We start from the raw sequence: 24,541 nt of genomic DNA on the forward strand, positions 1-24,541 counted from the left end.
GCGCGAGATGACCGACGTCAAGTTCACCCATATCGGCGGCCCGACCGTCCTCATCGAGGTCGCGGGAGTACGGCTGCTCACCGACCCGACCTTCGACCCGCCCGGCCGGACCTACCGGTTCGGCTGGGGCACCTCGTCCCGGAAACTGACCGGCCCCGCCCTGGCCGTCGCCGACCTGCCGCCGCTCGACGCGGTCCTGCTCACCCACGACCACCACGCCGACAACCTCGACGACGCGGGCCGCGCCCTGCTGCCCTCGGCCGGAACCGTCCTGACCACGGCGTCGGGGGCCCGGCGGCTGGGCGGCGGCGCGATCGGGCTGCGTCCCGGCGACACCCACGAGCTGACCGTCCCGGGGCGGCCGGCCATCACCGTCACCGCCACGCCCGCCCGGCACGGTCCGCCGCTCAGCCGCCCCATCAGCGGCGACGTCATCGGCTTCGCCCTCACCTGGCCCGGCCAGGCCAACGGTCCCCTCTGGATCACCGGCGACACGGTGAACCACGGCTCGCTGCGCACCGCCGCCCGCGCCCTCCAGCCCGGGACCGTGCTCCTGCACCTCGGCGCCGTGCGCTTCCCGCAGACCGGCCCGCTGCGCTACACGATGGCCGCCGCCGACGCCCTCTCCCTCCTCGACGGGCTCGCCCCCACCACCGTCCTGCCCGTCCACTACGAGGGCTGGCAGCACTTCAGCGAAGGGCACGACACGATCGCCGACACCCTCGACGGAGCGCCCTCCGCCCTCGCCCGGCCCTACACCTGGCTGCCGCTCGGCAGCCCCCACACCGTGACCGTCTGACGGGGCCGCGCGGCCGGTGCCGTCAGGATTCGGAGTCGTGGGAGGCCAGGGACTCGGCCAGCCTGCGCCGGGAGGAGACGCCGAGCTTCTGGAACACCTTGCGCAGGTGGTAGGCGACGGTGTGGGCGGTGAGGAACAGGCGCGCGCCGATCTCGGCGTTGGTGGCGCCGCCCGCGGCGAGGCCGGCGATCGCGAGCTCCTGCGGGGTGAGCAGGTACGCCGCGCCCGTGCCGCGCGGTGCGGTCCGCCTTCCGCCCGTCGAGGCGAGCTCGTGCGCGGCGCGCGCGGCGAAGGCGGTCGCCCGCATGCCCTCGAACAGCCCGACCGCGGCGCTCAGGTGCTCGCGGGCGTCCCTGCGCCGCAGCCGACGGCGCAGCCACTGCCCGTACAGCAGGTGGGTGCGGGCGAGGTCGGAGACGGCCCGGGTGCCGGCGAGCACGGAGAGCGCCTCCCGGTAGTGCTCCTCCGCCGCGTCATCGGGGGTGAGCAGGGCCCGGGAGCGCGCCAGCAGGCCCAGACCCCACGTGCTGCCGGCCGCCTTCGCGCGGGACTCCTGGGTCGCGAAGGCCCGCTCGGCCTCTTCGGTCCGGCCCGTGCGGACCGCGGATTCCACGAGCAGCGGAAGCACCCGGGTGTGCATGCCGGTGGTGTCGTCGGCGATGACGCCCGCGGTCTCGGTGTAGGCGGTCTCGTGGTCGCCGCGGCCCAGCGCCAGCACGGCCGTCCCGATCCGGGCACTGCTCACCATCGCCCCCGAGCCGAGCCACGTGGCGGAGGCCAGGGAGGTGCCCAGGGTCTGGTCCAGGTCGGGCAGGTCGGCGTGCCAGCCGAGCAGCTCGGGTACGAGGTAGAGGTCCCACATCTCGTCGGTCGCCTGGATGGAGGCCCTGACCTGGTGGCTCTCCAGCCGCACGGCGTCGGCGTTCGCGAGGTCCCCGAGGTTCGTCTCGTGCATGAGCTCGCAGAACAGGGCGGAGTTGAGCTCCCACAGCGCCCCCGCGGCCCGGCTCGCCTCGATCGCCCGCCGGATGATCGCGGACTGGATCCGCTCCTCCCACAGCATGTTGTGGATCGTCACGCCGCAGGTGTACCGGGACCTGACGAGCGCGTCGGGCGTCGCGGGGTCCAGGAGCACGTCCCCGACCCGCCGCAGGAACGGGACGGCCCGCTCGATCCCGTCGGTGAGGAACCGGGCGAACCCCTCGAGCAGTACGTCGGCGGGTCCGCGCACGCCGGTCTCGGCGAGCAGGCCGAGCGCTTCGGCCGCCAGTTCCCTCGGGGTCGTCCCGGCCATCAGATGGTCGGCCGAGGTGAGGCTCTCGAACGCTTCGAGCAGGGCGTCACGGGCCCGCTCCGGCTCCTCGGTCCGGTAGGCCCGCGCGGCGGCGAGTTCGAGGCGGGCCCGCTCGGCGAAGGCGTTCTCCAGCCCGCGCGCGTGCCGGGCGGCGCCGCGCACCGCGCCCACCCGGGCCAGGTCGACGGGCGACAGATCGGTCGGCGCCACCGCGTCGAGCAGCGTCTCGACCCGGATGGGGGTGCCCGCCACCAGCGCGGACTCGGCCGCGACGAGCAGCCGCCGGGCGCGCCGCGGCCCGGCCGGGGTCACGTCCGCCGCGCGGGCGAGGAACGCGGCGCTCGCGGCGACACCGCCGCGCCGCGCGGCGGCCTCGGCGGAGCGTTCGAGGCCGGCCGCGACGTCCTCGTCGGGCCCGGTGACGGAGGCGGCCCGGTGCCAGGCGAGCCGGTCGGCGTCGTCGGGCCGGTCGGTGGCCCCGGCGAGCGCGGTGTGCGCGGCCCGGCGTTCCACGCTCGTCGCCCCTCCGTACACGGCCGACCTGACCAGCGGATGCCGGAACCGGAGCCCGTCGCGCAGGTCGATCAGCCGGGCGCTTTCGGCGGGTCCGGAGGCGTCCGGGCCGAGGCCGAGCCCGGTCGCGGCCGCGGTGACGTACCCGAGGTCGCCGGACGGCTCGGCCGCGGCGAGCAGCAGCCAGACGCGGGACGCCTCGGGCAGCGCGTCGACCTGCGCGCGGTAGTGGCGTTCCAGGCGGCCGCCGATGGGAAGCGGGTCGGGCGTCAGCAGGCCCCCCGCCAGCTGGGCCGCGGACAGTTCCCGGCCGAGGTCGGTGAGGGCCAGCGGATTGCCGCCGGTCGCCGCGACGATCCGGGTCGCGACCTGGGGATCGACGGGGTCCGCGACGACCTCGCCGAGCAGGGCGAGCGCGTCGGCCTCGGGCAGTCCGGCGATCTCGGTGACCGGCAGTCCGGCCAGCTCCGGAACCTCCGCGCGGCTCGCGAACAGCAGCACGATCCGTTCCGCGTGCACGCGCCGGGCGACGAACGCGAGCGTGGCGAGCGAGTCGATGTCCACCCACTGGGCGTCGTCCACGCAGGCGAGCACCGGTGCCCGGTCCGCCATGCGGTCGAGCAGCGACAGCACCGCGAGGCCGACCGCGACGGGATCGGCGGGCCCCTCGGCGAGGCCGATGGCGACGAACAGGGCGGTCCGCAGCCTTGGCGGCAGGGATTCGGCGTCGGAGAACACCGGCACGAGCAGCCGGTGCAGTGCGGCGTAGGGGAAGCGCGCCTCGGCCTCGACCCCGGTGACCCGCAGCACCCGGACGTCCTCGGCGGAGGCCGCGTCGTCCAGCAGGACCGTCTTGCCGATGCCCGCCTCACCGAGCAGCACCGCGACACCGGCGAGCCCGTTCCTGGCGCGCTCGACCAGCGCTTCCAGCGCGCGGCGCTCGTCGGCACGTCCGGTCAGCAGCATGCTCTCTCCGCCCCTCCGCCCGCAAACACCGCTGATCATCCCATGACTACACGTTGTTGGGGATTCGCGTGCGGTGGGCGCCATCGGAACATGGCCCTGGAAAGGGGCGGTCCGGGGGTTTCATGCTGATCATAGACACCGACGAGGTGCCGATCGGGCGACGCAGGGAGGCCTACCTCCTCGCTGCCGCGGGGGAGAGCGGGAGCTCCACGACCGAGATCGAGGCGCCCGAGGATGCCGTGCGGATCCGTCTCGAGACGTGGCGCTTCGGCCCGATCACGCTGTTCGCGACGCACGGGAACGGCATGCGCATGGTCCGCACCGCCCGCCAGGCGCGCGCCGACTCCCTCGACACCGTCTCGGTGATCACCCAGCCGCAGGGCGAGGCCTGGTACGCGTGGAGCGGCGGGCAGCGGCGGTTCGGCCCCGCCGGGCTCGCCCTCGTCCACCGGCAGGGCGGCTACGAGTACCGCTCCACCGGAACCGGTCTCTCCGTGGCGTTCATGGCCGACACCGACCGGCTAGGGCTGCCCGAACACCTCGTCCGGGAGGCCATCCCGACGGCCGCGGGCAGCCCCGTCGCCGGGCTGCTCCTCGGGCATCTGCGGGACCTGCACCGCGACGCGGACCGGCTCGCGGAACTGCCCGGCGCCGAGTCCGTCGGCCAGGCCGTCCTGGACCTGACCCGCGCGCTCGTCGCCTCGGTGGCCCCCGACCGGATCCGCCGGGGGGTCGCGGAAGAGACCCTCCTGACCCGTGTCCTCGCCTATGCCCGGGCCAACCTGGCCGACCCCGACCTCACCGCGCGGCGCATCGCGCACGTCCACAACATCTCCCTGCGCAGCCTCTACCGCCTGTGCGAGGACGGCGGCCTCAGCCTCGAACAGTGGATCATCCGGCGCCGGCTGGACGAGGTCCGCCGCGCCCTCGCCGCCCCCGAGCACGCGCACCGCACCATCGAGGCCATCGCCCGCGCCTGGGGCTTCCCGAACGCTCCGTACTTCACCCGCCGCTTCCGCCAGGCCTACGGCGAGACCCCCGGCACGTGGCGCCGCCGCGCCACCGATCGGGGCCTGGCCGGGCCCCGCTGACGCCGGGCCCGCCGTCAGGAGGCCTGGGGGTCGCCGCGGAGGGGGCCGCCCATGCGGTCGGAGATCTCGGTGAGGGCCGCGCGCTGGGCGGGGGAGAGGGGTTCCAGGAGCCAGCGGCGGATGTGGGCGGCGCGATGCGGGAACGCCGCGGTGATCGCGGCGCGTCCCTCGGGGGTGAGGGTGATGATCGCGGCCCGGGAGTTGCCGGGATCGGCCGAACGGGTGATGAGGCCGCGGCCGACCATCCGCGTGAGGTGGTGGTGCAGCCTGCTCTTCTCGAAGTCGGTGACCTCGCTGAGCTCGTACGGGCGGAGCGATCCGCCCGGGGCCTCCAGGAGCGCGGCGAGGAGGGCGAAGTCGGGCTCGGACAGGCCGGTGTCCTGCTGGAGCTCGCGCGCCATCCTCCGCCAGAAGAGGATCTGGGTCTCGAAGAACGTGCGCCAGGCGCGTTCCTCCTCCGCGCTGAGCCATGCGCCGGGGGCGTCGTGCATGGGGGCAGCCTACAAGTCGGGGTCGGGGAAGGCGGCCGCAGTCGGACGGGAGGGGCCGCGTCGGGCGGCGGCGATCCGCGGGGCCGGCAGCGGCGCCTCCAGGTCGACGAGCAGGCCGGACAGGGCGTACACCGCGGCGCCGAGCAGGACCATCCCCTGGACCGCGAGGTCCTGCTGGGCGACCGCCGAGGTCGCGAGCCGGCCGAGGCCCTGCCGGGAGAAGACGGTCGCCCCCACGACGGACCCCGACAGCGGCCCGCCGACCACGACGCCCGTCATCGCAGCGTCGGCAGGACCGCGTGGCGCAGCCCGTGCCGGAGGACGACCGCGCGGAGGCCGAGTCCCTTGGCCCGCGCGGTGCGGGCGTACCCGGCGGCCATGCCCTCGCCGAGGCCCCGCGCCAGCAGCTGGGCGACGAGCGCGGCGACCGGCACGGCCAAGGTGATCGCCGGCAGTACCGGGCCGCCCGGCCCGTCGCCGCCCGCGGCGGGGAACAGCGGCCATCGGAAGGAGGACTGCCGGATCAGCAGCAGCCCCACCCAGACGGACGGCAGCGCCACACCCAGCGGAGGCAGGGCGAGCAGCGCCTCGCGCGGCCGGCGGCCTCGGGCCGGGGTCGCGCCCAGCGCCAGCGCCGCCCCCAGCAGGACGCCGAGGGCCAGCGCGGTCGCGGCGAGCGCCACGGTCGGCGGCAGGGCCTCGGCGAGCAGCGCCGCGACGGGGCGGCGCTGTTGCACCGAACGGCCCAGGTCGCCGGGCAGCAGCCCGGTCAGCGCGGCGGTGTACTGGTCGGCCAGGGCCCAGCAGGCGGCGTGCCACGCCGCTACCGGCCCGCCGCCAGCGGGCGGCTCGGCAGTTCCCGGCGCAGCACCGGGGCGATCTCGCTGAAGAACAGCTCGAGCGTGGCGCGGTGCTCGGCGGCGCCGAGGATCTCGGCGTCGACGTGGACGTGCAGCGCCTCGTGCCCGAACAACGCGTGCTGGGCGTGCACCTTGTCGATGATCTGCTGCGGGCTGCCGACGAGCACCGAACTCTGCTCGACCCACTCATCGACGTCGGAGTACCGGATCGAGCCGCCGTCGTACCTCCTGTTGACGGCGAGCCTGGCCTCGAACACCGCACGGTACTTCGCGACGGCCTCCTGGGACGTCTTCGCACCGAAGTATCCGGAGGTGCCGATGCCGACGAGGGCGTCCGCGGGATCGTGTCCGTAGTGGTCCCATCGGTCCCGGTAGTGGCGGATCAGCTCGGCGTACGGTTCGGGCCTGCCCCGTCCGTTGGAGGAGAAGATCGGGTCGCCGCACCGGGCTGCGAAGTCCGCCGATTCCGGACTCGTCGCACTGCCGTGCCAGACCCGCAGCCGCCGCTGGAGCGGCCGCGGCAGCGCCTCCGCCCCGTCCAGCGACCTGCCGAGCTCGCCTTTCCAGGTGACGTCGCCGCTCTCCCACAGGCGCCGGAACAGCGCGTAGTTCTCCTGGAGGAGCGCCCACTGGTCGTCGGCGGTGACGTCGAACAACCGGGACGTCCGGGGGTATCCGCCCTTGCCGATCATGAGGTCGAGCCGGCCGCCGGACAGGTTGTCCAGCGTCGAGTAGTCCTCGAACGCGCGCAGCGGATCGAGCATCCCGAGGGTGGTGACCGCGGTGAACAGCCGGATCGCCGACGTCCGGGCCGCGATGTGCGCGAGGAGCACGGGCGGCGAGGACGACACGGCGGGCCGGTCGTGCCGCTCGCCGACGCCGTAGCCGTCGAAGCCCAGCTCCTCGGCCAGGACGGCGTTCTCCACGAGCTCGAGCAGTTGGATTTCGTCAGATTTGTCCTGGCTGGGCACATGCGGCAGCAGCAGGAACTTCATGGGTCCTCCGGACGCTCGGGGACGGTCAGGAAAGCCAGGCGTTGCGCAGCCGGCCGAGACCGGGGTCGGCGGTGAACGCGACGCCGTGCACCTTCGGTCCAGAACAGGTCGTACTTCGCGACCTTGACCGCGAGCGGGTCTGCCCCGGCGAACCACGCCGGGCGCAGCGCCGCCGCGCCGACCGGCGCCGGCCAGGCCGGCGCGGGCACCGGACCGCCGGGGAGCACCCGCATTGTCTTTCCAATCGATAGGAAAAGTCGGAAATTGAGCCCGGGGCCGCCCCTGAACGCGGACGGGCCGGGGACGATCTACCGGCCATGATGCGCCGATTCGGGGTGACACGTCAACTCAAATCGGGATGGCATATCGACCCGGTTCGGTCGCGGTGCCGGGTCGTGGCGCATCACCGCAGGTCCGCCTGGGGGCGCTGCGGCCGCACCCGCACGGAAAGAGCGGCGGGAGACGCGTCTCCGGGCCGATCGCGGGAACGGAACCTGAGAAGGTTGCCGAGATCCGGGGGCGAACATGGTCGGCACGGGCGTGCCCAAGCGGTCCTACTGGGTGGAGAGCGAGCCCGCGTGGGGCGGGGCGGAGGGCGGTCCGCCCGCGAAGGCGGACGTCGTCGTGCTCGGGGCCGGGATCGCGGGGCTGACGGCGGGCTATCTGCTGGCGCGGGCGGGCCGCTCGGTGACGGTGCTGGAGGCGGCCCGGGTCGCGGAAGGAGTCAGCGGGCACACGACCGCCAAGGTCACCGCGCAGCACAACGTGATCTACGCGGACCTCATCCGGCGGTTCGGCGCCGAGAAGGCCGAGCTGTACGCGCGGGCGCAGCAGGGCGCGGTGGAGTGGATCGCCGAGCGCGTCGAGGAGTGGGCGGCAGGCTGCGACTTCCGGCGGCGCGACGCCTACGTCTACGCCGAGACCGCCTCCTCCGCCGAGAAGCTGCGGGAAGAGGCCGACGCGGCCGCCTCACTGGGCCTGCCCGCCGAGTACGTCACCGCGACCGGGCTGCCGTTCGCCGTCGAGGGCGCGGTGCGGTTCGGCGGACAGGGGCAGTTCCACCCCCGCCGCTGGCTGCACGCGCTGGCCGACCGGCTCGTCGCCGCGGGCGGCACGATCCACGAGGGGGTGCGGGCCACCGGGCTGTCCGGCACGACGGTCCGCACGACCGCGGGGGAGATCCGGGCCCGTGACGTGGTCGTCACGACCCACTCCCCGGCGTTCGACCGGGGCCTCTACTTCGCCCGCCTGGAGCCGCGCCGCACCCTCCTGATGGCCGCGCCCCTCGCCACCGCCGACGAACCGCCCGGAATGTACATCTCCGCCGACAGCGGGCACACCATCCGGGCGACGCCGGCCCGGGACGGCGGGGCGATGCTCCTGGTCGGGGGCGAAAGCTACCCGCCCGGCGAGGACGACCATGTCCAGGGCAGGTTCGACGCCCTGGCCGCCTGGGGGGAGGAGACCTTCGGCGTCCAGGAGTTCCCCTACCAGTGGGCCTCACAGGACAACACCACCCTCGACGGCCTCCCTTACATCGGCCGCTACCACCCGTTCGCCGACCGCCTCTGGGTCGCCGCGGGCTTCGGCTTCTGGGGCATGACGAACGGGACCGTCGCCGCCCACCTGCTCACCGACCTCATCACCGGCGCAGAAACCCCCTTCGCCGACCTGTTCGACCCCGGCCGGCCCACGATCCGCCGCTCGGCCCCCGCCCTCGTCGGCCTGGCCCTGCACACCGCCAAGCACTACGCCCTCGACTACCCCGCCGCCTTCCACCCCACCGAAGGCCCCGACCCGCTCAGCCCCGGCGAAGGCCGAATCACCCACTTCGGCCGCCACCCCGTGGCGGTCTCCCGCGACCAGGCCGGCCATCCCTACGCGGTCTCCGCCGTGTGCCCCCACCAAGGCTGCCTCGTCGCCTACAACGACGCCGAGCAGACCTGGGACTGCCCCTGCCACGGATCCCGCTTCGCCCACGACGGGTCGGTACTCCACGGCCCCGCCACGCAGCCCCTCACCCCGGTGGACCTCGACGGCGCCGCGCACCCCGAGGCGGAGGCGGGGGCCTCACTCTGAGCCGTCCGTCCCGTCAGAGGACGCCGTCGGAAAGGGCGCGGTGCAGGAAGGCGCGGGTCTCCGGCTGCTCGGGCGCGGTGAAGAGCCGGTCCGGGGGGCCCTGTTCCAGGAGGATGCCGTCGGAGAGGAAGCAGACGGTGTCGGCGATGGAGCGGGCGAAGGACATCTCGTGGGTGGCGATGACCATGGTCATGCCCTGGTGCTTGAGGTCGCGGATGAGGGCGAGGACCTCGGTGACGAGGGCGGGGTCGAGGGCGGAGGTGACCTCGTCCAGGAGGAGGAGGTCGGGGTGGCAGGCGAGGGCGCGGATGACGGCCACGCGCTGCTGCTGGCCGCCGGAGAGGCGGTCGGGGTAGTCGGCCGCCTTGTCGGCCAGGCCGAAGCGGGCCAAGAGGGCGCGGGCCTCTTCGACGGCCGCCTTGCGGGGCTGCTTGTGGACCTTGACGGGGGCGAGGGTGATGTTCTCCAGGACCGTCATGTGGGGGAACAGGTTGAAGGACTGGAAGACCATGCCGATCCTCCGGCGGACCGCGTCCTCGTCGGCGTTCACCGCGGTGATGTCGGTGCCGTCGAGGAGGATCACGCCGTCGTCGACGGTCTCCAGGAGGTTGACGCAGCGCAGGAGCGTCGACTTGCCCGAGCCGGACGCGCCGATCAGGCAGACGACCTCGTGCGGCTCGACGGCGAGGTCGATGCCGCGCAGGACGGGATCGCCCCCGTAGCACTTCCACAGTCCGTCGATGGTGAGCAGGGGCATCAGCGGTCTCCGGGGGCGCGACGGCGCTCGGCGCGGGCGGCGAGCCAGTCGGTGAAGCGGGCGAGCGGCACGGTGAGCAGGACGAACAGTAGCGCCGCGGCGAGGTAGGGCGTGTAGTTGAAGGTCAGCGCCGAGTGGATCTGCGCCTGCCGCAGCGCCTCGATCACGCCGAGGACGGCGACGAGCGCGGTGTCCTTCTGGAGCGAGGCGAAGTCGTTGAGCAGCGGCGGTACCACGGTCCGGATGGCCTGCGGCAGCACCACGTACCGCAGCGCCTGCGGCCGGCTGAGCCCGAGCGAGCGCGCCGCGGCGAGCTGGCTCGGGTGGACCGACGCGATCCCGGCCCGGAACACCTCGGCCACGTAGGCGCCGTACGAGAGCACGAGCGCGATGACGCCGAGGGCCAGCGGACTGGAAGGCGCGCCGGACAGGTTGAGCGCCGGGACGCCGAAGCCGACGAGGTAGACCAGCAGGATCGTCGGGATGCCGCGGAACACGTCGGTGTAGGCGACGGCGAGGGCCCGGAGCGGGAAGAACGCGGGAGTCCGGACGCCCCGGGCCAGCGCCACCGCGAGCCCGACGACCAGGATGATCGGCTCGGCGATCAGAAAGATCTGGACGTTCACCCAGAAACCGCTCAGCACATCGCCGAACGAGCCGGCGAACTCCGACCAGGAGAAGAACGTCTCCCGGACCCGCGGCCACCCCGGCGAGGACACCAGGGCCCAGACGGCCAGGCCGAACACCCCGACGGTCGAGGCGGTGGCGACCGCGCCCGACCGCCGCGCGTCCCGTCGCCGGAGCCGTTCGCGCTCGCGCTGCCGGTCGCTCTTCGCCCAGGTCGTCGCCGTGCTCACCGGAGGACCGGTGCGCCCGCCGCCGCGGCGAGCCACTGGTCCTGGATCTTCGCGAGGTCGCCGGACGACCTGAGCTCGCCGAGCGCCTGGTCGAGGCAGCCGACCAGGGCGCTGCCCTTCTCCAGCACGAGCCCGAACCGCTCGGGCGTGCCGCCCGCTGCCGGGAGCTGGCCGATGATCTTGGAGCCCTCGATCTGGGCCGCGGTGACGTAGAACGCGGTCGGCAGGTCCACCACGATCGCGTCGACCTGCTTGTTCTTCAGCGCGTTCACCGCGTCGATCTGGTTGTTGAACACCTGCGGCTGCGTACCGGGCTTGATCTGGTCCTGGACCGCGGTCAGCGACGTCGTGCCGACCTGGACGCCGATCTTCGCGTCCTTGAGCGCCGCGACACCGGTGGCGGAGGCGAACTTCCCGTCCTCCAGCCCGACGACGGCCTGGGCGACGTCGTAGTACCCGGCGCTGAACGTCACGGCCTTGGCCCGCGCCTCGCTGATGGACACCTGATTGATGTCGAAGTCGAACGTCTTGGGGCCCGGCGCGTAGGAGGAGTCGAACCCGACCGTCTCCCACTTGACCTCGGTCTCGGCGAACCCGAGCTTCTCGGCGACCGCGTACGCGACGGCCGACTCGAACCCCTTGCCGTTCGTCGGGTCGTCGTCGGAGAACCACGGCTCGTACGCGGGCTTGTCGGTGCCGATGGTGAGCGTGCCCGCCGTCTTGAGCGGCAAGCTCTCCTTCGCACACGCGGCGGTGCCGGACGCGGACGGCGCCGCCGCGGTCGTGTCGTCGGCCGGGGCACAGGCCGCCGCGGCGACGAGCACCGCAAGAACGGGCAGAACGGTCAAACGACGCAGCAAGGCAGCCTCCGGCCGATATTTCACATCAGTTTGATGGGAATAGTCCGATCTTAACCAAGCCCGGCCCTCCACACGGAGTGCGCCACACCGCCGCAGGCGACCAGTATGTAATTCCTACCTGTTTAGTTGACTTCTTTACGGTCGGGTGCTTATGCTCCATTTGTGCGAGTAAAGGAGTCCCTGACCAGCCGCTACCACGTGGACCTGTGCCGCGTGGCGAGCGCGCTGTGTCCAGGCTGAGACGTCCGAATCTGAGACCGCGTATCCAAGACTCCGTCCGCCCATCGCCTCGCTGAGCCCCACGGACAAGCCCGCCGCACCCGCGCCCTCGCCGGGACGAGCGGTCCTCTTCAGCGTGCCCGCAACAGCCGGCGCCGCACCGCGCACGACGGCGCGGCACGACCGCCGGCCGACGCGGTCCCCGGCCGGCCTCTTCGCCGGAACCGCCCCCTGAAAGGCCCAGAATGCCCCGGCCCGACCCCCTGATCCTCTCCGCGTTCACCATGTCGACCGCGTCGCACGGCAACGCGGGCCTCTGGCGGCATCCGGACGACCGGACCGCCCGCTACCCGGAGCTGTCCTACTGGGTCGACCTCGCCCGCCGCCTCGACGCGGGCGGCTTCGACCTGCTGTTCATCGCCGACGCCGTCGGGCAGCTCGACGTGTACGGAGGCAGCGCCCGCGAGGCGCTGGCCCGCGCCGTTCAGACGCCGGTGACCGATCCGCTCCTGGCGGTCTCGGCGATGGCCGCCGCGACCGAGCACCTCGGCTTCGGCGTCACGGTCTCCACGACCTACGAGTACCCGTACCTGCTGGCCCGCAAGTTCAGCACGCTCGATCATCTGACGGGCGGCCGGATCGGCTGGAACATCGTCACGTCCCTGCTGGACAGCGCGGCGCGCAACATCATCGCCCGCGACCGGCAGATCGGGCACGACGAGCGCTACGCCATCGCCCAGGAGTTCCTCGAGGTCGCCTTCAAGCTGTGGGAAGGCTCCTGGGAGGACGGCGCGGTGCTCCGCGACCCGGTGCGCGGAATCTTCACCGATCCGGACAAGGTGCACGGCATCGAGCACTCCGGACGGTACTTCTCGGTGCCCGGCGCGCACCTGGTCGAGCCGTCGCCGCAGCGCTCGCCGCTGCTGCTCCAGGCCGGGACCTCGACCGCGGGCCGCGAGTTCGCCGCCCGCAACGCCGAACTCGTCTTCGTCGCCGATCCCCGTCCGGAGACGCTGCGCCGGAACATCGACGATGTCCGGCGCAGGGCCGTCGGCCACGGGCGCAGGCCGGAGCACCTCAAGTTCATCACCTCGGTGACCGTCGTCGTGGCCGAGACGGACCGGGCCGCCGCGGCCAAGGCCGCCGACCTGCGGCGGTTCCGCGACACCCGAGGCGGGCTCGTCCTGCTGTCGGCGCTGAGCGGCGTCGACTGGTCCGCGCACGATCTCGACCGGCCGATCGAGGAGTTCGAGACCGACGCCAGCCGCTCGGTGCTCGCCGCCGTCGCCGACCCGGCCGAGCGCAAGCGGCTGACCCTGCGCGACCACGTCGACGGACTCAGCGGATTCGGCGGCGAGGTCCTGGTGGGCGGCCCGGCGACCGTCGCCGACCAGCTCGAGGCGTACGCCGGGGCGACCGGCGTCGACGGCTTCAACTTCGTCTACCTCATCACCCCGGGCAGCTTCGACGACCTCGCCGCGCACCTGATCCCGGAACTCGCGAAGCGCGGCCGCGTCCGCGAGCGCGGCACGCCCCGCCCGATCCGCGACGCGCTGTTCGGCACCGGCCCGACCCTCCCCGCCGATCACCCCGGCACCGCTTTCCGCCGCGCCACCTCCTCCGCGCCCCGTCCGGAGTGAGGCCCGCGCCCCAGAACGTCCCGCAGACCCCCTTCCACGAAAGAGCGGAACCCGCATGACCACGAGCAGACGCGCCTTCCTCGGCTGGACCGCCGGACTCGCCGCCTCGGCACTCGTCGCCGCCTGCGGCGGCGGCACGAGCGGCACCACGACCGCGGGATCGCAGCCCCGCGACGGCGGCACCCTCATCGTCGGCCAGTACCAGGAGGTGACGCAGTTCGACCCGAACCGCCAGTACTCCTGGGAGACGTGGCGGATCGACCGCAACATCTACGAGACCCTCGTGGACGAGGACCTGACCTCGCCCACGGGCGTGCCGAAGATCATCCCCAAGCTGGCGACGTCCTGGGAGGTGTCCGACGACGCCACGACCTACACCTTCAAGCTCCGCCAGGGTGTGAAGTTCTCCGACGGCACCCCGTTCGACGCCGAGGCGGTCCGGTTCAACGTGCGCCGGTTCACCGACCCGGAGTTCGAGTACTACGACAAGGTCAGCGCCGCCACCATGTCGCTGGTCTACGCCGACCTGGCGAAGTTCGAGGTCGTCGACGCGTTCACGGTGAGGTACACCTTCGAGCACCCGTTCCTCGACTTCCTCCGCCAGATCCCCAACAGCGGCAACGCGGCGTCGGGCATTTTCAGCCCGGAGGCGCTGAAGAAGAACGGCCAGGACGGCCTCGCCCTCGACCCGGTCGGCACCGGCCCGTTCACGTTCCAGGAGCGGGTCCGCGGCGACCACACCACGCTCGTGCGCAACCCGGACTACTGGGGTCCGCGTCCCCACCTGGACAAGGTGATCTTCAAGCCGATCGGCGACGACCAGAGCCGCGTCGCCGCCTTGCGCAGCGGCGAGGTCGACTTCATCAGCCGGGTCCCACCGGACTCCGTGCAGACGCTGGAGCAGGCCGGCTTCGACGTGCCGAAGAACGAGGGCGTCCCGCAGATCATCTACTACAAGTACAACTTCAAGAACACCTACCTCCAGGACAGGCGCGTCCGGCAGGCGATCATCCACGCGATCGACCGGGCGCAGCTCGCCGAGAAGATCTACAAGGGCCACGCCAAGGCGGCGACCTCGATCATCAACCAGGGAAACGAGGCGTACGACCCGGCGGCCGTCGACTACCCCTACGACCCCGAGGCGGCGAAGAAGCTGATCGCCGAGGCCGGGTACGAGCCGGGCGAGATCAAGTTCACGATCCTCAGCGACACCACCGGCCAGCCCACCGCCGAGTTCATCCAGCAGGGCCTCAAGAACGTCGGCGTCGACGCCCAGATCGAGTCCTTCGAGTGGATCACCTTCGGGACGCGCGCGGCGAACCTCACCCCGACCGACGGACTGATCCTCGGCGAATGGGGCTACGTCGCCCCGAACTGGGTCCAGATCGCGCACAACTACAACGTCGCGGTGCCCGGCGGAGACAAGTACTCCGACACCAGTGGCGACACCCTCAAGGCGATCGAGGCGGCCGCGCACAACAGCGACCCCGCCAAGGCGAAGGACCTGTGGCAGGAGGCCGCCCAGACCTGGGCGAAGGACGCGACGGTCATCCCGGTCCTGTCGTTCAACCGGTACTACGCGGTCTCCCCGCGCGTCGGCGGGTTCGTGTGGCCGCAGCAGGACCACTACGACCTGTCCCGCGTGTGGGTGGCGGACTGACCATGGCACGTCGAATCCTGTGGCGGCTGACGGGCCTGGTCCCGATGCTCTTCATCATCAGCCTGCTGGTGTTCTTCATCTCCAAGGCCGGCCCCGCCGACCCGGTCAAGGGCGCGCTCAGCCAGAAGATGTCGCCGGAGCAGATCGAGCAGATCCGGCAGGCCTACGGCCTGGATCGGCCCGCCTGGCAGCAGTACGCGGGCTGGCTCGGGGACATGGTCACCGACGGCGGCGGCATCTCGCTCAGCGTGCGGAGCCCCGTGTCCGAACTCGTCTACCCGGCGTTCCGCAACACCCTCATCCTGGGGGCTGCCGCCACGCTGCTGACCGTCGTGCTCGGCGTGGCGATCGGGTTCGCCTCCGGCCTGCGGCACGGCAGGCCGACCGACCGGATCGCCATGCTGTTCGTGCAGATCGGGAGCAACCTGCCGATCTACTGGTTCGGACTGATCATCATCTGGCTCACCGCGGTCCGGTGGCAGTGGCTGCCCGCGGGCGGCATGCACGACCTGCGCGGCGAGGGCGGGTTCGGCGACCTGCTGCTGCACCTGATCGCTCCGGCCTTCGCGGCGTCGCTGGTGTCGATGCTCATCATCGCCAGGTTCGTCCGGGCGGCGGTGATCGAGAGCGAGCAGTCGGACTACATCCGCACCTACCGCTCCCAGGGCTTCGGCCGGGCCGCGATCGTCGGCAGGCACATCGGCCGCAACGTGCTGCCGCCGATCGTCAACACCACGGGCCTCACGGTCGGCTCGGTGATCACCGGGGTGGTCTTCGTCGAGACGATCTTCTCCTGGCCGGGGATCGGGAGCGTCCTGCTCAACGCGATAGCCGGGTCGGACTACCCCGTCATCCAGTCGGGCATCCTGCTGGTCGCGGTGACGTTCGTGCTCGTCAACCTGGTCACCGACATCGCGCTGGACCTGCTGAACCCGCGGCTCAGGCACGGTGGCGCATGACGGCGATCCTCGCGGACGACCAGGTCCGCAAGACCCCGCCGCGGCTGCGCCGCTCGGCCCTCGCACGGTTCGCCCGCAACCGGGAGGCCGTGCTCGGGCTCTTGGTGCTCGCGCTCGTCGTGCTGGTCTCGGTGCTCGCCCCGTGGTTGGCCCCGCACGACCCGAACGCGGGCGACGCGGAGAACGTGCTCGCGCCGATCGGGTCGGCCGGGCATCTGCTGGGGACCGACGACCAGGGCAGGGACGTGCTCAGCCGGGTCGTCCACGGCGGGCGGAGCGCCCTCATGGTGTCGACCGCCGCCGTGGCAGTCGCCCTGGTCGCGGGAACCGCGCTCGGGCTGTTCGCCGCCTTCGCGGGACGGCGGGTCTCCGGCGTGCTGATGCGGGTCGTCGACCTCATGTTCGCGTTCCCGGTGATCCTCGTGGCGCTCTCGCTCGCCGCGGTGCTCCGGCCGGGCTCGTGGGTGCTGATCGGCACGGTCGTCTTCGCCGCGCTGCCCTACGTCACCCGCATCGTCTTCGCCGAGGCGAAGGTCGAGCGGGAGAAGGACTACGTCGAGGCGGCCCGCTCCCTCGGCGCGTCCGAGTCCGCCGTCGTGTGGACCGAGGTGCTGCCCAACCTCGTCTCCTCCGTGGTGATCTACGGGACCAGCCTCGTCGGGGTGAACATCGTGTTCACCGCGAGCCTCAGCGCGCTCGGCCTGGGCATCCAGCCGCCCGACCCGGACTGGGGCCGCATGATCTCCGAAGGCGCGAAGGTCCTGGTGACGGGCAACCCGGGCGTCGCCACCTTCCCCGCCGCCGCCATCCTGCTCGTCGCCCTGGCCTTCAACTGGCTCGGCGACGGACTGCGCGACGTCCTCAACCCGTGAAGGCGACAGACATGACGACACCCATCCTCAGCGTCGCCGGACTCGGCGTCGACTTCACGCTGCCCGGCGCCGTGGTCCACGCGGTCCGGGGCGTCGACCTCGAACTCCGGCCCGGCGAGGTGCTGGCGCTCGTCGGCGAGTCCGGATCGGGCAAGAGCGTGACGGCCGCGGCGATCCTCGGCCTGCTGCCGCGCGAGGCGCGCGTGACGTCCGGGGCGATCCGTTTCCGCGGCGACGACCTGGTCGGCCTTCCCGAGCGGCGCCTCAACGTCCACCGGGGCTCCGGCATCGGGATGATCTTCCAGAATCCGGTCACCTCGCTCGATCCGTCGTTCACGATCGGCAGCCAGCTCGGCGACACCGCCCGGCTCCACCTCGGCGTCTCCCGCAGGGCGGCGACGGGCGTCGCGCGGGAGTGGCTGGAACGCGTGCGGATCGACGACCCGGACCGCGTGCTCAAGGCGTATCCGCACGAGCTGAGCGGGGGCATGCGGCAGCGCGTCATGATCGCGCTCGCCGGGCTGTCGAAGCCCGCCGTGCTCATCGCCGACGAGCCGACCACCGCGCTCGACGCCACGGTGCAGAAGCAGATCCTCGACCTGCTGCTCGACCTGTCCGGCGAGACGGAGACCGCGGTCCTGCTCATCACGCATGACTTCGGGGTCGTCGCGCACACCAGCACGCGGGTCGCGGTGATGCGCGAGGGCGTCATCGTCGAGACGGGGGAGACCGACCGGGTGCTGCGCGCGCCGTCGCACGCCTACACGCGCACGCTGATCGACGCGGTGCCCGAGATCGGGCAGCGCGGGCTCCACCCGGGCGGGGCGCGCCGGCTGCTCGGCGGCGAGCCCCGCACGCAGCGCGTCCACCTGACGCAGCGGCGCGCGACGCCGCCGCCGGAGACCCCCGCGCGGAGGGAGGACCGGCCGATCCTCGAACTCCGCGACGTGTCCAAGGAGTTCGTGCTCGGCGGTCTCGGCACCGGCCGGCACAGGTCGGCGGTGCGGGCCGTCGACGGCGTGTCCTTGAGCCTGCGGCGCGGGGAGACCTTCGGCCTCATCGGCGAGTCCGGCTCGGGCAAGTCCACCCTCGCCCGGCTCGCGGGCGCGCTCATCCCGCTGACGGCCGGATCGGTCGTGTTCGACGGCGCCGACGTCGCCGCCGCGGACGCCGAGGGCAGGCGTGACCTGCGCCGCCGCTTCCAGTACGTGTTCCAGGACGCGGCCACCGCGCTCAACCCCCGCCTCAAGGTCGGCGACCAGATCGCCCGGCCGCTCCTGCGGCTCGGCAAGGCCGCGAACCGCAAGGCGGCCGAGGATCTGACGGGCAGGGCACTCGACCTGGTCGGCCTGAGCGCCGGATACGCCGACCGCTACCCCCGCGAGTTCTCCGGTGGCCAGCGCCAGCGGGTCGGCATCGCGCGGGCCATCGCCCTCGAACCCGACCTGCTGATCCTCGACGAGCCCACCTCCGCCCTCGACGTCTCGACCCAGGCGACCGTCCTGAACCTGCTCCTGGACCTCAAGGACGAACTCGACCTCACCTACCTGTTCATCGGCCACAACCTCGCGATCATCGAGTTCGTCTGCGACCGCGTCGGCGTCATGCGCGGCGGCTCGCTGGTCGAGACGTTCCCGGCCGACGACCTCTTCCATCCCGAACGCCATCCGGCCACCCGCACCCTGCTCGACGCGGTCCTGCCCGTCGGTGTCGGCGCGTTCGCAGCCAAGGAGACCTCATGACCACCCCGCTGATCCTCAACGCCGTCGAGATGAACACCGCGGGCCACCTCGCGTTCGGCCTGTGGCGGCGGCACGCCGAGACGGCACGCGAGTACACCGACGTCGAGTACTGGGTCGAGCTCGGCCGGGTGCTGGAGGGGAGCGGCTTCGACGCCCTGTTCCTCGCCGACGCGCTCGGCCAGCTCGACATCTACGAGCGCTCGGCCGACCGTTCGCTCATCGACGCCGTCCAGACCCCGCTGGACGACCCGCTGCTGGTCGTATCGGCGATCGCCGCGACCACCCGCACCCTGGGCGTCGGCGTCACGGTCTCGACGACCTACGAGCACCCGTACCTGCTCGCCCGGAAGTTCAGCACGCTCGACCACCTCACCCGGGGGCGGATCGGCTGGAACATCGTCACCTCCCAGCTCGACAGCGCCGCGCGCAACCTCGGCCTGGCGCGGCAGCTCCCGCACGACCAGCGCTACGAGCTCGGCCAGGAGTTCCTCGACGTCGTCTACAAGCTCTGGGAGGGCTCGTGGGACGACGGCGCGGTCGTCAAGGACCGGGCACGGGGGGTCTACGCCGATCCCGCGAAGGTGCACGCGATCGGCCACGCGGGCGAGTACTTCTCCGTGCCGAGCGCGCATCTGTCCGAGCCGTCGGCCCAGCGCACGCCCGTCCTCTTCCAGGCGGGCTCCTCCCCTCGGGGACGCGCCTTCGCGGCCCGCAACGCCGAGGTGGTCTTCGTCGCGGGGGTCGAGCCGCCGGTGCTGCGCCGGAACATCGAGGACATCAGGCGGCTCGCGCGGCTGGAGGGCAGGGACCCCGGCGCGATTCGGTTCCTCGGGCTCGCGACCGTCATCGCGGACGCGACCGACGCCGCGGCCGAGGCCAAGCTGCGCGACTACCAGCGCTACCGGAGCGTCGAGGGCGCGATCGCGCACTTCTCGGCCATCACCGGGATCGACTGGGGGCAGTACGACCTGGACACGCCCCTGGAGTACCTGGAGACCGACAGCAACCGGTCGATCCTCGCGAGCGTCACGAAGGACGCGCCGGACCGGTCGTGGACCCTCCGGAAGCTCTTCGGCTCCGCGGAGTCGGTCGGAGGCTACGGGGCGCCCATCGTCGGGAGCGGCACGACCGTCGCCGACCGGCTGGAGGAGCTCGCCGCGGAATCGGGGCTGGACGGCTTCAACATCGCGGGCGCCGTCGCGATCGAGGACTACCGGGCGTTCGGCGAGCACGTGACCCCCGTCCTCGCCGAGCGCGGACGAGTCCGGGACAAGGTGCCGGGCCGGACGCTGCGCGAGTCCCTGTTCGGCGCGTCGCCGCTGCTCCCCGCCGACCATCCCGGAGCGCGCTACCGGGGCGCCTTCGCCGGGCTGCCTTCGGCCGCCCCCTCCCTCCTCACCGCCGACAGCACGAAGGGCTGACCATGACCATCGTCGACGCCTCCGCCGACACGACCTACCTCCGCCCGGCCACGGCCACCGACGACGAGCTCGCCACCTTGTTCCAGCCGGTGTTCGACCGCGTCGCGGCGGGCAACGTCGCCCGTGAGAAGGAACGGATCCTCCCGTACGAACAGGTCGACTGGCTCAAGGAGGCGGGTTTCGGGCGGGTGCGGATCCCCGTCGAGTTCGGTGGCTTCGGCGCCTCGCTGGAGCAGACGTTCGCGCTGCTCGCCGCGCTGGCCGAGGCCGACCCGAACGTCTCCCACATCTGGCGGAACCACCTCGCGTTCGTCGAGGACCGGCTGAACGCCGTGCCGTCGGAGACGAACGACCGGTGGATCCGGCGGTTCCTGGACGGCGAGTTCGTCGGCGGCGGGTGGACCGAGGCGAACAACGGGACCTTCGCCGACCTCAAGACCACGGTCCGCGCGGACGGCGACCGCTGGCTCGTCAGCGGCGCCAAGTTCTACGCCACGGGCAGCCTGTACGCCGACTGGCTGGACGTGCTCGGCAAGGGCGACGGCGACACCGTGCTGACCGCGCTCGTCCGGCGCACCGACCCGGGCGTCCGCCTCGTCGACGACTGGACGGGCTTCGGCCAGCGCGCGACCGCGAGCGGCACCGCCGAGTACACCGACGTCCCGGCCGAACACGGCGACGTCTTCCCGGCCGGGGAGCGGTTCGCCTACCAGGGGCACTTCTACCAGACCGCCATGCTGTCGGTCCTGGTCGGCATCGCCCGCGCGGCCCAGCGCGACGGGATCGCCGCGCTGAGGGCACGCGGTCGCAACTACCCGCAGGCGCTCGATCCGGTGCCCGCCGCCGACGCGCAGCTGCTCCAGGTCGTCGGGCAGGTGTCGGTGCACGTGTTCGCCGCCGAGGCCGCCCTCAGCAGATCCTCGCGCACCCTCGACCACGTCGCCGCGGCACACGCCGCGGGCGACGCCGACGCGCGCAAGGACCGCGTGCTGCGGGCCGAGGTCGCCACCGCCCAGGCCCAGCTCGCGATCATCGAGGCGGCACTCCAGGTGACCACCACGGTCTTCGACGCCCTCGGCGCCTCCGGAGTCTCCGAGAGGCTCCTGCTCGACCGGCACTGGCGCAACGCCCGCACCCTGGCCTCCCACAACCCCCGCGTCTACAAGGCCCGCATCCTCGGTGACTGGCTCGTCAACGCCACGGACCCGGTCCCCGACCTCGCCGCCTTCGGCCGCGGCGGCCAGGGAGACTGACCCCGCCCCGCTCCCCGGCGCCGCCGCCCGCGGAAGGGGCGGCGGCGCCGGGCCGTGAGAACGACGGTGACCGGCGCAGCGGAGAAGTGCGGCGCGGCCGTCGCGCTGCTCCACCTCGGCGATGTTCCCGGCTACTGGAGACCGGTGCGGATCGAGGTGATGCGGTGGGTGTTGAAACCGAGCCAGTGCATGCGGCCGAGGTAGCGGGCGTGCTCGATTTTGAGGCAGAGGTCCATGATGACGGTGGTGCCGGAGTCTTCGGCCAGGTGGGCGGCGGCTTCGTTGATCACGCCGAACTGGCACCAGAGGGTGCCTGCGCCGATGGAGACGGTGTCCTCGGCGATGGCGGGGAGGGCGTCGGGGGCGCGGAAGACGTTGACGACGTCGACGGGGACGGGGATGTCGCGGAGGGTGGGGTAGGACTGCTCGCCCAGGATCTCTGGTTCGCGGGGGTTCACGGGGATGACGCGGTAGCCGTGGCGTTTGAGGTAGTAGCCGACGAAATGGCTGGCGCGGAGTTCGTTGCCGGAGAGGCCGACGACGGCGATGGTGCGGGCCGTGTGCAGGACGCGCTGGATGGTCTTCGGGTCCTGGTAGCGGGTCAGGTCGGTCATCTCGGCTGCGCCTTCCCTTCGGCGGACGTGGCGGCGGCGTGGGCGAAGCCCTGTTCCAGGTCCCAGATCAGGTCGGCGACGGATTCGGTGCCGACGGAGAGGCGGACCGTGCCGGGCCCGACCCCTGCCGCGCGCAGTTCGGCGTCGCCGAGCTGGCGGTGGGTGGTGCTCGCGGGATGGATGATCAGGCTTTTGGCGTCGCCGACGTTGGCCAGGTGGGACCAGAGGGAGACGCCCCGGATGAGGTCCTGCCCGCCTTCCCGGCCGCCCGCGCAGTCGAAGGAGAACACCGCGCCAGCCCCGAGAGGCAGGTACTTGTCTACGAGCGGCCGGTACCTGCTCGAAGGCAGGCCCGGATGCGTCACGTTGGAGGCGAGCGGGTGCCCTTCGAGGAACTCCGCGACGGCCAGGGCGTTCGCCACGTGCCGGTCCATCCGCAGCGACAGCGTCTCCAGGCCCTGGAGGAACAGGAACGCGTTGAAGGGCGAGAGGGCCGCGCCGAGGTCGCGGAGGGTCTCGGCGCGGAGCTTCATGAGGTACCCGTAGGTACCGAACGTCTCGTGGAATTTCAGCCCGTGGTAGGCGGGCGACGGGTCGGCGATCACCGGGAAGCGGCCGTTGGACCAGTCGAACTCACCCGACTCCACCACGATGCCGCCGATGCTCGTCCCGTGCCCGCCGAGGAACTTGGTGGCGGAATGGACGACGATGTCCGCGCCCCACTCGATCGGACGACACAGGTAAGGCGTCGCGAACGTGTTGTCCACGATCAGGGGAACCCCGTGCTCGTGCGCCACCTCCGCGAGGGCCGCGACGTCCAGCACGTTCCCCGACGGGTTCCCGATCGTCTCCCCGTAGAACGCCTTGGTGTTCGGCCGGACCGCCTTGCGCCACGCGTCCGGGTCGTCGGGGTCGACCCACGTCAGCTCGACGCTCAGCTTGCGCAGCAGGTGCTTGAGCTGGTTCACCGTCCCGCCGTAGAGCGCCGAGGACGACACCACGTGGTCCCCGGGCTCCAGCAGCGTGAACAGCGCGGCGGCCTGGGCCGCGATCCCGCTGGCGAACGCGACGGCCCCGACCCCGCCTTCGAGGTTCGCCACCCGCTCCTCGAACACCGCGACCGTCGGGTTCATGATGCGCGAGTAGGTGTTCCCGTACTCCTGGAGGTTGAAGTACGCGGCCGCCGACTCCGGATCCTCGAAGACGTAGCTCGTCGTCTGGAAGATCGGCACGGCGCGGGCGCCCGTGTTCGGGTCGGGCCGCTGCCCGGCGTGCAGCTGCCGCGTCTCGAACCCGAACTCGCGGGCTTCCTCGGCGCGGGGTGTGTCGGTCATGCGGTCTCTTTCGTCGGGGTCCGGTCGAGGAAGCGGCGGATCAGGGGGGTCTGCCGGGCTTCCTCCAGCAGGAAGCAGTCATGCCCATAGGGTGCGTCGATCACATGCGATTCCACCGGCTTGCCCAGCGCGCTCAGCGCCTCGGCTATCTCGGCCGACGCGGCGGGCGGGTAGAGCCAGTCGGAGCTGAACGAGATCAGCAGGGTCCGCGCGGTGAGGTCCGCGAACGCCGCCGCGAGCGAGCCGCCGTGCTGCCGCGCGAGGTCGAAATAGGTGAGCGCGCGCGAGATGTACAGGTAGCTGTTGGCGTCGAAGCGTCGCACGAACGCCTCGGCCTGGTGCCGGAGGTAGTTCTCGACCTCGTACTCCGGCTCGGTGAGCGTGTGCCGGATGTCGTCGGCGAACTGGAGCCGCCGCCCGAACTTCGCGTCCAGCGCGGGGGCCGACAGGTAGGTGATGTGGCCGACCATCCGCGCGACGCCCATGCCCGCGTCCGGTCTGTGCCCTGTGCCCTGGTAGCGACCGCCCTGCCAGGCCGGGTCCCGCATGATCGCCTCCCGCGCGATCGCGTTCCAGGCGACGCCCTGGGGGTGGAGCGCGTGCGTGCTGGCGATGACGACGATCGCGGCCACCTGGTCAGGGTAGGCGATCGCCCACTCCAGCGCGCGCATCCCGCCGAGTGAGCCGCCCGCGACCGCCGCGAGCCGCTCGATCCCGAGTGCGGCGAGGAACGCCCGCTCGGCGCGCACCATGTCGGCGACGGTCACGACGGGAAAGTCCGGCCCGTACGGTGCGCCGGTCTCCGGATCGAGCGACGACGGCCCCGTCGTGCCGCCACAGCCGCCGAGCAGGTTCGTCGCGACGACGAAGTACCGGTCGGTGTCGAACGCCTTGCCGGGCCCGATCATGCCGTCCCACCAGCCGAGCCCCTTGCCGGCGCCGCCGTCGCGGTCTTCGGCCGCGAACCCGTCACGGGTGCTCGCGGCGGGCGGGGTCGCGGCGAACCCTGCCGCGTGGGCGTCGCCGCTGAGGGCGTGGCAGACGAGGACGACGTTGTCGCGTTCCGGCGCGAGCACGCCATAGGTCTCGTAGGCGACGCGCACTCCGCGCAGCTCCCGGCCGCAGTCGAGCGGAAGCGGCCCGGGGAGGTCCAGGTGCCGGGTGGTGACGGTGCCGACCGATCCGGCCTTGCGGGTGGGTGCCGGGTCCGTCATAGGGGCTATGTTGCCCGCCGCACCCCGTGTATTGTCAAGTAAGCCGGTAGG

General features: G+C 72.5%; 22 protein-coding genes. 11 read left to right on the top strand and 11 right to left on the bottom strand.

What is annotated here, in order from left to right; translation table 11 throughout:
• The first annotated feature begins 7 nt into the window (after window positions 1–7).
• On the top strand, window positions 8–799 hold the full coding sequence (locus tag EDD29_RS16835; protein WP_123665316.1) for an MBL fold metallo-hydrolase: 792 nt from the start codon (window positions 8–10) through the stop codon (window positions 797–799).
• Between the two features lie 22 nt (window positions 800–821).
• On the opposite strand, the gene EDD29_RS16840 is transcribed toward EDD29_RS16835, so the two are convergent.
• Window positions 822–3,572 (bottom strand): helix-turn-helix transcriptional regulator, encoded by a 2,751-nt coding sequence (locus EDD29_RS16840; protein ID WP_123665317.1) that lies wholly within the window; start codon window positions 3,570–3,572, stop codon window positions 822–824.
• 122 nt (window positions 3,573–3,694) lie between these two features.
• On the opposite strand from EDD29_RS16840, the gene EDD29_RS16845 reads away from it, so the two are divergent.
• Window positions 3,695–4,663 (top strand): helix-turn-helix domain-containing protein, encoded by a 969-nt coding sequence (locus EDD29_RS16845; protein ID WP_123665318.1) that lies wholly within the window; start codon window positions 3,695–3,697, stop codon window positions 4,661–4,663.
• 14 nt (window positions 4,664–4,677) lie between these two features.
• Here the strand turns inward: EDD29_RS16845 and EDD29_RS16850 are convergent, their stop codons facing one another.
• The 4 genes from EDD29_RS16850 to EDD29_RS16865 form a co-directional block, all read right to left on the bottom strand.
• The gene (locus EDD29_RS16850) at window positions 4,678–5,154 is read right to left on the bottom strand and encodes a MarR family winged helix-turn-helix transcriptional regulator (RefSeq protein ID WP_123665319.1); all 477 of its coding nucleotides are present in this window, start codon (window positions 5,152–5,154) and stop codon (window positions 4,678–4,680) included.
• 9 nt (window positions 5,155–5,163) lie between these two features.
• Window positions 5,164–5,433: an ABC transporter permease family protein gene (locus EDD29_RS16855; RefSeq protein ID WP_123665320.1), complete on the bottom strand. Its 270-nt coding sequence runs from the start codon at window positions 5,431–5,433 to the stop codon at window positions 5,164–5,166.
• Window positions 5,430–5,891 carry an ABC transporter permease subunit gene (locus EDD29_RS45485; RefSeq protein WP_170201441.1) on the bottom strand — a complete coding sequence of 154 codons (462 nt, stop codon included), beginning with the start codon at window positions 5,889–5,891 and terminating at the stop codon, window positions 5,430–5,432. Before EDD29_RS45485 ends, EDD29_RS16855 begins: the two co-directional genes overlap by 4 nt.
• An 86-nt stretch (window positions 5,892–5,977) precedes the next feature.
• On the bottom strand, window positions 5,978–7,009 hold the full coding sequence (locus tag EDD29_RS16865; protein WP_123665322.1) for an LLM class flavin-dependent oxidoreductase: 1,032 nt from the start codon (window positions 7,007–7,009) through the stop codon (window positions 5,978–5,980).
• A gap of 525 nt (window positions 7,010–7,534) precedes the next feature.
• Here EDD29_RS16865 and EDD29_RS16875 point away from each other — a divergent pair.
• A complete protein-coding gene (locus EDD29_RS16875) occupies window positions 7,535–9,088 on the top strand; it encodes an FAD-dependent oxidoreductase (RefSeq protein WP_123665324.1) in 1,554 nt (517 codons plus the stop codon).
• Window positions 9,089–9,101: 13 nt separating this feature from the next.
• Here the strand turns inward: EDD29_RS16875 and EDD29_RS16880 are convergent, their stop codons facing one another.
• From EDD29_RS16880 to EDD29_RS16890, 3 genes are read right to left on the bottom strand one after another with little or no spacing between them, the layout of a single operon-like run.
• Window positions 9,102–9,845, bottom strand: a complete 744-nt coding sequence (locus EDD29_RS16880; protein WP_123665325.1) for an amino acid ABC transporter ATP-binding protein — start codon at window positions 9,843–9,845, stop codon at window positions 9,102–9,104.
• Window positions 9,845–10,702 (bottom strand): amino acid ABC transporter permease, encoded by an 858-nt coding sequence (locus tag EDD29_RS16885; RefSeq protein ID WP_123670526.1) that lies wholly within the window; start codon window positions 10,700–10,702, stop codon window positions 9,845–9,847. Before EDD29_RS16885 ends, EDD29_RS16880 begins: the two co-directional genes overlap by 1 nt.
• Entirely contained in the window at window positions 10,699–11,562 is an 864-nt protein-coding gene (locus tag EDD29_RS16890; protein WP_123665326.1) for an ABC transporter substrate-binding protein, read from the bottom strand. The genes EDD29_RS16885 and EDD29_RS16890 overlap by 4 nt, the downstream gene beginning before the upstream one ends.
• A 162-nt stretch (window positions 11,563–11,724) precedes the next feature.
• Between EDD29_RS16890 and EDD29_RS48095 the strand changes: the two genes are divergently transcribed.
• The 8 genes from EDD29_RS48095 (at window position 11,725) to EDD29_RS16925 (ending at window position 21,328) form a co-directional block, all read left to right on the top strand.
• Window positions 11,725–11,802 carry a putative leader peptide gene (locus tag EDD29_RS48095; RefSeq protein WP_425455012.1) on the top strand — a complete coding sequence of 26 codons (78 nt, stop codon included), beginning with the start codon at window positions 11,725–11,727 and terminating at the stop codon, window positions 11,800–11,802.
• 224 nt (window positions 11,803–12,026) lie between these two features.
• Window positions 12,027–13,421 (top strand): LLM class flavin-dependent oxidoreductase, encoded by a 1,395-nt coding sequence (locus EDD29_RS16895; protein WP_211359757.1) that lies wholly within the window; start codon window positions 12,027–12,029, stop codon window positions 13,419–13,421.
• Window positions 13,422–13,476: 55 nt separating this feature from the next.
• Window positions 13,477–15,081, top strand: a complete 1,605-nt coding sequence (locus tag EDD29_RS16900) for an ABC transporter substrate-binding protein (protein WP_123665327.1) — start codon at window positions 13,477–13,479, stop codon at window positions 15,079–15,081.
• Window positions 15,082–15,083: 2 nt separating this feature from the next.
• A complete protein-coding gene (locus tag EDD29_RS16905) occupies window positions 15,084–16,040 on the top strand; it encodes an ABC transporter permease (protein WP_123665328.1) in 957 nt (318 codons plus the stop codon).
• The gene (locus tag EDD29_RS16910; RefSeq protein WP_123665329.1) at window positions 16,037–16,912 is read left to right on the top strand and encodes an ABC transporter permease; all 876 of its coding nucleotides are present in this window, start codon (window positions 16,037–16,039) and stop codon (window positions 16,910–16,912) included. Before EDD29_RS16905 ends, EDD29_RS16910 begins: the two co-directional genes overlap by 4 nt.
• A gap of 11 nt (window positions 16,913–16,923) precedes the next feature.
• Window positions 16,924–18,654, top strand: a complete 1,731-nt coding sequence (locus EDD29_RS16915) for a dipeptide ABC transporter ATP-binding protein (RefSeq protein ID WP_123665330.1) — start codon at window positions 16,924–16,926, stop codon at window positions 18,652–18,654.
• Window positions 18,651–20,075 (top strand): NtaA/DmoA family FMN-dependent monooxygenase, encoded by a 1,425-nt coding sequence (locus EDD29_RS16920; RefSeq protein ID WP_123665331.1) that lies wholly within the window; start codon window positions 18,651–18,653, stop codon window positions 20,073–20,075. Before EDD29_RS16915 ends, EDD29_RS16920 begins: the two co-directional genes overlap by 4 nt.
• A 2-nt stretch (window positions 20,076–20,077) precedes the next feature.
• Window positions 20,078–21,328 carry an acyl-CoA dehydrogenase family protein gene (locus EDD29_RS16925; protein ID WP_123665332.1) on the top strand — a complete coding sequence of 417 codons (1,251 nt, stop codon included), beginning with the start codon at window positions 20,078–20,080 and terminating at the stop codon, window positions 21,326–21,328.
• Window positions 21,329–21,459: 131 nt separating this feature from the next.
• Here EDD29_RS16925 and EDD29_RS16930 read toward each other — a convergent pair whose 3' ends face one another.
• Genes EDD29_RS16930 through metX form a run of 3 tightly spaced genes read right to left on the bottom strand, consistent with a single transcriptional unit; the run spans window position 21,460 to window position 24,490 of the window.
• Window positions 21,460–21,942 (bottom strand): CoA-binding protein, encoded by a 483-nt coding sequence (locus EDD29_RS16930; RefSeq protein WP_123665333.1) that lies wholly within the window; start codon window positions 21,940–21,942, stop codon window positions 21,460–21,462.
• Window positions 21,939–23,276: an O-acetylhomoserine aminocarboxypropyltransferase/cysteine synthase family protein gene (locus EDD29_RS16935; RefSeq protein WP_123665334.1), complete on the bottom strand. Its 1,338-nt coding sequence runs from the start codon at window positions 23,274–23,276 to the stop codon at window positions 21,939–21,941. The genes EDD29_RS16930 and EDD29_RS16935 overlap by 4 nt, the downstream gene beginning before the upstream one ends.
• Complete coding sequence (gene metX / locus EDD29_RS16940) at window positions 23,273–24,490, bottom strand: homoserine O-acetyltransferase MetX (RefSeq protein ID WP_123665335.1); 1,218 nt, start codon at window positions 24,488–24,490, stop codon at window positions 23,273–23,275. The genes EDD29_RS16935 and metX overlap by 4 nt, the downstream gene beginning before the upstream one ends.
• Window positions 24,491–24,541 lie beyond the last annotated feature (51 nt).

Origin of the sequence: Actinocorallia herbida, from assembly GCF_003751225.1 — a bacterium.
Lineage (GTDB): Bacteria > Actinomycetota > Actinomycetes > Streptosporangiales > Streptosporangiaceae > Actinocorallia > Actinocorallia herbida.

Excerpts from the sequence above, each read along its gene's own strand:
- EDD29_RS16835 (WP_123665316.1), top strand. The coding sequence starts at position 8 with ATGACCGACGTCAAGTTCACCCATATCGGCGGCCCGACCGTCCTCATC.
- EDD29_RS16840 (WP_123665317.1), bottom strand. The coding sequence starts at position 3,572 with ATGCTGCTGACCGGACGTGCCGACGAGCGCCGCGCGCTGGAAGCGCTG.
- EDD29_RS16845 (WP_123665318.1), top strand. The coding sequence starts at position 3,695 with ATGCTGATCATAGACACCGACGAGGTGCCGATCGGGCGACGCAGGGAG.
- EDD29_RS16850 (WP_123665319.1), bottom strand. The coding sequence starts at position 5,154 with ATGCACGACGCCCCCGGCGCATGGCTCAGCGCGGAGGAGGAACGCGCC.
- EDD29_RS16855 (WP_123665320.1), bottom strand. The coding sequence starts at position 5,433 with ATGACGGGCGTCGTGGTCGGCGGGCCGCTGTCGGGGTCCGTCGTGGGG.
- EDD29_RS16865 (WP_123665322.1), bottom strand. The coding sequence starts at position 7,009 with ATGAAGTTCCTGCTGCTGCCGCATGTGCCCAGCCAGGACAAATCTGAC.
- EDD29_RS16875 (WP_123665324.1), top strand. The coding sequence starts at position 7,535 with ATGGTCGGCACGGGCGTGCCCAAGCGGTCCTACTGGGTGGAGAGCGAG.
- EDD29_RS16880 (WP_123665325.1), bottom strand. The coding sequence starts at position 9,845 with ATGCCCCTGCTCACCATCGACGGACTGTGGAAGTGCTACGGGGGCGAT.
- EDD29_RS16895 (WP_211359757.1), top strand. The coding sequence starts at position 12,027 with ATGCCCCGGCCCGACCCCCTGATCCTCTCCGCGTTCACCATGTCGACC.
- EDD29_RS16900 (WP_123665327.1), top strand. The coding sequence starts at position 13,477 with ATGACCACGAGCAGACGCGCCTTCCTCGGCTGGACCGCCGGACTCGCC.
- EDD29_RS16905 (WP_123665328.1), top strand. The coding sequence starts at position 15,084 with ATGGCACGTCGAATCCTGTGGCGGCTGACGGGCCTGGTCCCGATGCTC.
- EDD29_RS16910 (WP_123665329.1), top strand. The coding sequence starts at position 16,037 with ATGACGGCGATCCTCGCGGACGACCAGGTCCGCAAGACCCCGCCGCGG.
- EDD29_RS16915 (WP_123665330.1), top strand. The coding sequence starts at position 16,924 with ATGACGACACCCATCCTCAGCGTCGCCGGACTCGGCGTCGACTTCACG.
- EDD29_RS16920 (WP_123665331.1), top strand. The coding sequence starts at position 18,651 with ATGACCACCCCGCTGATCCTCAACGCCGTCGAGATGAACACCGCGGGC.
- EDD29_RS16925 (WP_123665332.1), top strand. The coding sequence starts at position 20,078 with ATGACCATCGTCGACGCCTCCGCCGACACGACCTACCTCCGCCCGGCC.
- EDD29_RS16930 (WP_123665333.1), bottom strand. The coding sequence starts at position 21,942 with ATGACCGACCTGACCCGCTACCAGGACCCGAAGACCATCCAGCGCGTC.
- EDD29_RS16935 (WP_123665334.1), bottom strand. The coding sequence starts at position 23,276 with ATGACCGACACACCCCGCGCCGAGGAAGCCCGCGAGTTCGGGTTCGAG.
- metX (WP_123665335.1), bottom strand. The coding sequence starts at position 24,490 with ATGACGGACCCGGCACCCACCCGCAAGGCCGGATCGGTCGGCACCGTC.